7 protein-coding genes are annotated in these 6,929 nt (G+C 68.4%); 5 read left to right on the forward strand and 2 right to left on the reverse strand.

Going from position 1 to position 6,929, the window contains the following annotated elements; genetic code table 11:
• Nucleotides 1–27 precede the first annotated feature (27 nt).
• Nucleotides 28–540, forward strand: coding sequence for a GtrA family protein (locus tag QH270_RS23515; RefSeq protein WP_280346228.1), 513 nt, complete (start codon nucleotides 28–30; stop codon nucleotides 538–540).
• On the opposite strand, the gene QH270_RS23520 is transcribed toward QH270_RS23515, so the two are convergent.
• Nucleotides 541–1,119, reverse strand: a complete 579-nt coding sequence (locus QH270_RS23520) for a DivIVA domain-containing protein (RefSeq protein WP_280346229.1) — start codon at nucleotides 1,117–1,119, stop codon at nucleotides 541–543.
• 4 nt (nucleotides 1,120–1,123) lie between these two features.
• A complete protein-coding gene (locus QH270_RS23525) occupies nucleotides 1,124–1,786 on the reverse strand; it encodes a TetR/AcrR family transcriptional regulator (RefSeq protein WP_348537683.1) in 663 nt (220 codons plus the stop codon).
• A 79-nt stretch (nucleotides 1,787–1,865) separates the two neighbouring features.
• Between QH270_RS23525 and QH270_RS23530 the strand changes: the two genes are divergently transcribed.
• The 4 genes from QH270_RS23530 (at nucleotide 1,866) to secF (ending at nucleotide 6,875) form a co-directional block, all read left to right on the forward strand.
• The gene (locus QH270_RS23530; protein WP_280346231.1) at nucleotides 1,866–3,356 is read left to right on the forward strand and encodes a flavin-containing monooxygenase; all 1,491 of its coding nucleotides are present in this window, start codon (nucleotides 1,866–1,868) and stop codon (nucleotides 3,354–3,356) included.
• A 109-nt stretch (nucleotides 3,357–3,465) separates the two neighbouring features.
• The gene (gene yajC / locus QH270_RS23535; RefSeq protein ID WP_280346232.1) at nucleotides 3,466–3,819 is read left to right on the forward strand and encodes a preprotein translocase subunit YajC; all 354 of its coding nucleotides are present in this window, start codon (nucleotides 3,466–3,468) and stop codon (nucleotides 3,817–3,819) included.
• A gap of 108 nt (nucleotides 3,820–3,927) precedes the next feature.
• Complete coding sequence (secD, locus tag QH270_RS23540; RefSeq protein ID WP_280346233.1) at nucleotides 3,928–5,643, forward strand: protein translocase subunit SecD; 1,716 nt, start codon at nucleotides 3,928–3,930, stop codon at nucleotides 5,641–5,643.
• Nucleotides 5,640–6,875, forward strand: a complete 1,236-nt coding sequence (secF, locus tag QH270_RS23545) for a protein translocase subunit SecF (RefSeq protein ID WP_280346235.1) — start codon at nucleotides 5,640–5,642, stop codon at nucleotides 6,873–6,875. Before secD ends, secF begins: the two co-directional genes overlap by 4 nt.
• Nucleotides 6,876–6,929: the final 54 nt, after the last annotated feature.

Raw genomic sequence — 6,929 nt, forward strand, 5'->3', positions numbered from 1 at the left:
GCCGCGAGGTCGTCTACTGTCGGCCGGGTGGCAGTCCAAGCGGTGGTGCAACGCCTCCCCGAGCCGTTGCGTTCCCTGCTCCTGAGACATCGGGAGCTTCTGAAGTTCGCGGTCGTCGGTGGAATCACCTGGTTCATCGACACCGGGGTCGTGTACGCGGTGAAGCTGACCGTGCTCGGCGAGAAGCCGCTCACCGCGCGCCTGCTCGGTGCGCTGATCGCGACCATCGCCTCCTACATCCTCAACCGCGAGTGGTCCTTCCGCACTCGTGGCGGCAGGCAGCGCAGCCACGAGGCGGCGCTGTTCTTCACCGTCAGCGCGCTCGGGATCGGCGTCACCATGATCCCGCAGGCGGTCTCGCTGTATGTGCTGAACCTGCGTGTGCCGCACGTGGACCCGGTGGTGCAGGCGGTCGCGAACTTCGTCTCGGGACAGATCCTCGGCGTGCTGCTGGCGATGGCGTTCCGGTTCTGGGCCTTCCGGCGCTACGTGTTCCCCGACGACCTGCGCGAGGCCGAACTGCACAGCATCCAGGGCTGATCAGTGCCGCCGCTCGGCATGCTCGAGCGCGGTGATCACCAGGTCGACGAACGCGTCGACCTCCTCGCGGGCGTAGCCGCGGGTGCCGAGGCGGGTATCGGTGAAGCGGACCCCGCGCACGTCCTCGGCGGTGAGGCTGCCCGGGCCGTTGTGGGCCAGGGTCGCCGCGACCAGATCGAGGAACGCGTCGACCTCTTCCTCGTGGTAGCCGCGCCGCCCGACCGCCGACAGGCTGAACTGCATGCGGTGCACGTCGTCGGGGGAGAGCATCTCGGCGACGTCGTCGCCAGGGCGCGGGGCGGGGACCGGGGCGCCACCCTTCTGCCGGTGTTCGAGTTCGGTGCGGACCCGGTCGAGGAAATCGTCGACCTGGTCGGCCTGGTAGCCGCGACCGCCGAAGCGCGGTGCCCCGAAGTGCACGTGCCGGATGTCGTCGGCGGTGAGTACGCCCTGTCCGTCGAGCGTCGCCGAGACCAGTTCCAGGAACGCGTCGACCTCGTCGGCGTGGTAGCCACGGTGGCCGAGGGTGGGCATGGCGAAGTGGGTGCGGCTCACATCGTCGGGCGTCACAGCGGTCATTGTGTCAGGATTGCCCTTCTATCCCATGGCTTTTCGTCATCGCGTGCCCATCGCGAACGCCCTCGATGAACAGCCGTCTGACGGCGTGACTGTACACCGACATCAGCGCCGGATCCGGGGTTCGCATGCCGTGCACGATCCCGGCGACGACCATGCCGAGCGCGGCCTTCGCCGTCGTGGGAGTATCCAGATCCGGGCGCAGGTAACCCAGGCGCACGCCGTGGTCCAGGTAGCCGGTGATGACGATCTCGGTCGCGTCGACCAGACCGAACACGCGGCCGGTGAGTTCGTCGTCGATGCCGGTCGCGTGGAACAGCAGCAGTTGCGGCACCCGCGGGTCCTCGAGCAGCACCCGGTTGAGGGACTCACCGATCCGGTCCAGCAGGTCGATGTACTCGTCGAGGGTGGTCGCGGTCTCCGGGCTCAGCTCGTTCGCCAGCGAAGTGAACACGCGACCGGTGACATCGTCGATGACGTGGTCGATGATGTCGCGCTTGTTGGCGAAGTAGCGGTAGAAGGTGCCGTGCCCGATGCCGAGCCGGACGGCGATGTCGGCGATGCCGGTGGCGTGGTAGCCCTTGTCGGCGAAGCAGTCGAACGCCGTGTCGATGATCTCCCTGCGTAATTCGGCTTTGCGCTGTTCGATCCGTGGGGCGGCCTTCGTCACCCCGGTGATGTTACTGTCGCCGTCAGCGGAATGATGTGTCATTCTGTAACAGACACAATGTCGCATGTGGAGGTTCGTTGTGGCACCTCAGTTGGACGCGGTCGTGGTCGGGGCGGGTTTCGGCGGCATGGGAGCCGCCATCGAACTCGACCGGCTCGGGCTGCGGAACTTCGTCATCCTGGAGCGCGAGGACGACCTCGGCGGTACCTGGCATGTGAACCGGTATCCCGGTCTGGCCGTCGACATCGCCTCGGTCACCTATTCGTATTCCTTCGAGCCCAATCCGTACTGGTCGCGGCTGTTCGCCCCGGGCGCCGAGCTCGAGAAGTACGCCCACCACATCGCGCGTAAATACGACCTGAGCCGCCGCATGCGGTTCGGCGCCGTCGTCGACGGTGCGCGGTGGGACGACGAGAACCAGCAGTGGACGGTCTCGATCGCCGGCGGCGAAACCCTCACCGCCCGCTACCTGCTCACCGCGACCGGGTTCCTCTCCCAGCCCTACACCCCGCCGTTCCCCGGCATCGAATCCTTCGCGGGCAAGATCATCCACACCACCGCCTGGGACGACGACTACGACCTCACCGACCGCAAGGCCGCGATCATCGGCACCGGTGCCACCGCGGTGCAGCTGGTCCCCGAGGTCGCCAAGCGCGTCGCCGCGCTGACCGTCTTCCAGCGCACCCCCATCTGGGTGGTGCCGAAGATCGACGCGCCGATCCCCGGCGTGGTGCAGGAACTCTTCGCCAAGGTGCCGCTCACCCAGAAGGCGGCCCGCCTGGCCAACACGGCGATGCTCGAAGCGCTCATGGTCGTCGGCGTGCTGCACTACGCGCAGGCCAAGCCGCTCAACAGCGCGGCCGCGGCGCTGGCCAAGGCGCACCTGTTCGCGCAGGTGCGCGACAAGAAGACCAGGGCCGAACTCACCCCGCACTACGACTTCGGCTGCAAGCGCCCGACGTTCTCCAACACCTACTTCAAGACCTTCAACCAGCCGCACGTGCGACTCGAGACCAGCTCGATCGATCACGTCGAACCCGACGGCATCGTCACGGCCGACGGTCGCAAGACCACCATCGACACGCTGCTGCTGGCCACCGGCTTCAACCTGTGGGACGTGAACTTCCCGGCCATCGAGATCATCGGCCGTGACGGGGTGAACCTCGGGAAGTTCTGGCGCGACAACCGCTTCCAGGCCTACGAGGGCATCACCGTGCCCAAGTTCCCCAACTTCCTCAGCCTCAACAGCCCCTACTCCTACAGCGGGCTGTCCTACTTCACCACCATCGAGGCCCAGATGAAGCACATGGGCAGGCTGTTCACCGAGCTGTTCCGGCGCGGCGAACAGACCTTCGAGGTCACCGAGCGGGCCAACGCCGAGTTCCTCGACCGGGTCACCGACAAGCTGGGCTCGTCGGTCTTCTACGGCGGCGACTGCTCGACCTCGCGCAGCTACTACTTCAACCAGCACGGTGAGGCGGCGCTGCTGCGCCCGACCAGCACCCTCAACGCCCACCGGGAGGCGGTCGGCTTCCCGCTCGACGACTACACCTACGGCCGCACCGCGTGAGCGGCGCGCGGGGTCGCTGATCGGTGTCCGGTGTGTCGCCGGCGCGGGGAACTGGCAGACTGTCAGGCGTACTTGCACGTCCACCACTGACTAGGGACTGACTTCGACGATGGACTTCCTGTTTCCGCTGCTGATCCTCGCCCTGCTCGTGCCGATGTTCTTCGGCATCCGCAAACAGAAGCGGGAGGCCGAGAAGGTCGCGTCCATGCAGGAGAGCCTGAAGGTCGGTGACCAGGTGGTCACCACGTCGGGCCTGTACGGCACCGTCGTCGACCTGGACGACACCACCGTCGACCTCGAGATCGCCGAGGAGGTCGTCACCACCTGGCTGCGCCAGGCGATCCGCGAGGTGCGTGCCGAGGAGCCGGTGGTCGAGGAGACCGCCACCGCGACCGACACCGCGGCCGATGCCGTCGTCGAGGAGTCCGCGGAGCAGACCGAGACCCGGCTGACCAAGGACTGATCCACTCCCTCTCTCCGGTGCCGGCGCGCCGCCGTGGCGCGCACCCGGTGCGGGCATCGTCGTGCCCACCCGTTCCGACCTCGACTTCCGCCTAGGAGATGACCTGCTGTGCCACCTTCCCAAGGATCGGCGCATCCGTTCCGGCTGCTCGGCGTCTACGCCGCGCTGCTGGCCGTGATCTACGCGCTGGTGTTCTTCACCGGTGACCATTCCCCCACGCCCAAGCTCGGTATCGATCTGCAGGGCGGCACCCGCGTCACCCTGACCGCGCGCACCCCCGACGGCAGCAGGCCGAGCCAGGACAGCCTGAAGAAGGCGCAGGAGATCATCGAGAACCGTGTCAACGGCCTCGGTGTCTCCGGTTCCGAGGTGGTCATCGACGGCGACAACCTCGTCATCACGGTGCCCGGCGAGGACAGCCAGCAGGCTCGCGCGCTGGCCACCACCGCCAAGCTCTACATCCGTCCCGTGCTGGCGGCCACGCAGCCGGCGGCCGGTGGCGCCGCGCCGCAGGTGCCGCCGACCCAGGGTGGTACCCCGCAGGCCCCGGCCACCGACGCGCCCGCGCCCGGCGAGTCGACCGCGCCGACGCCCGGTGAGACGCCGGCCCAGGGCGAGCCGACCACGCCCGCTCCGCAGTCGCGGGTGTTCCCGGCGCAGGCGCCGCCGACGCCCACCCCCGCGCCCGGCGGCGACCTCACGCCCCAGCAGCAGCAGGCCAAGGAGATCGCCGACGCCAAGGCACTGCGGCAGAGCACCGACCAGTCCGTGCAGCAGGTCGCCGCGGCGAGCCTGGACTGCACCAAGCCGGACCCGCTGGCGGGCAACGACGACCCGGCGCTGCCGCTGGTCACCTGCTCGCAGGACGGCACCGAGGTGTTCCTGCTCGGCCCGAGCCGCATCGACGGCCAGGAGATCGCCGACGCGACCTCCGGCCTGAACTCCCAGCAGGCGCGCCACGAGGTGAACCTCGAGTTCAAGGGCAGCGGCACCGATGCCTGGGCCGATCTGACCGGCGAATACGTCAACCAGCGGGTCGCGTTCGTGCTCGACTCGAAGGTCGTCAGCGCGCCGCAGGTGCAGCAGGGTCCGCAGCTGGGTGGCCGCACCTCGATCTCCGGCAGCTTCACCGCCGACAGCGCGGCCGAGCTGGCCAACACGCTGAAGTACGGCTCCCTGCCGCTGTCGTTCCAGACCTCCGAGGCCGAGACGGTGTCGGCGACGCTGGGCCTGTCCTCGCTCAAGGCGGGTCTGCTCGCCGGCGCGGTCGGTCTGATCGCGGTCCTGCTGTACTGCCTGTTCGTCTACCGCATGCTCGGCCTGATCGCCGGGTTCTCGCTGATCGCGGCCGGTGCCGCCGTCTACGGCATCATCGTGCTGCTCGGACGCTGGATCGGCTTCACCCTCGATCTGGCCGGTATCGCCGGTCTGATCATCGGTATCGGCCTGACCGCCGACTCGTTCGTCGTGTTCTTCGAACGCATCAAGGACGAGATGCGTGAGGGCCGCAGCTTCCGTTCGGCCGTGCCGCGCGGCTGGGCCAGGGCGCAGCGCACCAACCTCTCCGGCAAGACCGTCAGCCTCATCGCCTCGGTCGTGCTGTACCTGCTCGCCGCCGGACAGGTGAAGGGCTTCGCCTTCACCCTCGGTATCACCACCGTCCTCGACGTGATCGTGCTCTACCTGGTCACGGCACCGCTGATGATGCTCGCCGCGCGCTCGCCGTTCTGGGCGAAGCCGTCGGTGAACGGTCTCGGTTCGATGCAGCAGATCGCCAGGGAACGCGGCGCGGGCCAGGTCCGGCCGAAGGAGATGTCACGATGAGCAACGACCGACCCACCGAGGAATCGGTGTACCTGGACAAGGCCGAGCCGTCACAGGGGCAGCCCAAGCACGGATTCTTCGAGCGCCTCTACACCGGTACCGGCGGCTTCCCGATCGTCAGCCGCCGCAAACTGTTCTATTCGCTGGCGGCGATCCTGCTGCTGATCTCGGTGCTCAGCATCGCGGTGCGTGGGTTCACCCTCGGCATCGATTTCGCCGGTGGTTCGCGGATCCAGCTCCCGGCCGCGGGCGATGTCACCAGCCAGCAGGTCGAAGACGTCTACGCGCGGACCCTCGGCCACGGGCCGGTGGCGGTGCAGGAGGTCGGCTCCGGCGCCTCGGCCACCATCCAGGTGCGCTCGGAGACCCTCGACGCGGCGCAGACCGAGCAGTTGCAGAACGCGCTGTTCGAGGAGTTCCAGCCCAAGGACTCCGCCGGGCAGGTCACCCGCAACGCGATCAGCATCGCCGAGATCAGTGAGACCTGGGGTGGCCAGATCACCCAGAAGGCGCTGATCGCGCTGGCGGTGTTCGTCGCGCTGACGATGATCTACATCGCGATCCGATTCGAACGCGACATGTCGATCGCCGCGATCGTGTCCCTGTTCTTCAACCTGATCGTGACCGCGGGCATCTATTCGCTGGTCGGCTTCGAGGTGACGCCGGCCGCGGTGATCGGTCTGCTCACGATCCTGGGTTACGTGCTCTACGACAACGTGGTGGTCTTCGACAAGGTCGAGGAGAACACCCGCGGCGTCCTGCACCTGAACAAACGCACCTACGCCGAACAGGCGAACCTGGCCGCCAACCAGACCCTGATGCGCTCGATCAGCACCACCGTCATCGGCATCCTGCCGATCATCGGCATGCTGGTGATCGCGGTGTGGCTGCTCGGCGTCGGCACGCTCAAGGACCTCGCGCTCGTGCAGCTGGTCGGCATGATCGTCGGCGCCTACTCCTCGATCTTCCTCGCCGTGCCGGTGCTGGTCTCGATCAAGGAGCGCTGGGGGCCGGTGGCCGCGCACACCAAGAAGGTGCTCGCCAAGCGGGCCGGTGGCGACATCGGGCACCGGGTGCCGGTCGGTGCCGGGGCCGGCGCCACGCGTGGCCCGCGCCCGAGCGACGCGTCCGCGGGGGGGGGCGGGGGGCGGGCGGGGGGGGGGGGGGCGCGCCGGGGGGGGGGGCGGGGCCACTGCGCGTTGCGAACCCGCGGGGCGTGGCCGCCCTGGTAGGACGCGCGCTTCAACGGCCCGGTGCCGATAGCGGCGGTGAAGTCGGTGGTGCCC

Origin of the sequence: Nocardia neocaledoniensis, assembly GCF_029868625.1 — a bacterium.
In the GTDB taxonomy this organism is placed as follows: Bacteria; Actinomycetota; Actinomycetes; order Mycobacteriales; family Mycobacteriaceae; genus Nocardia; species Nocardia neocaledoniensis_A.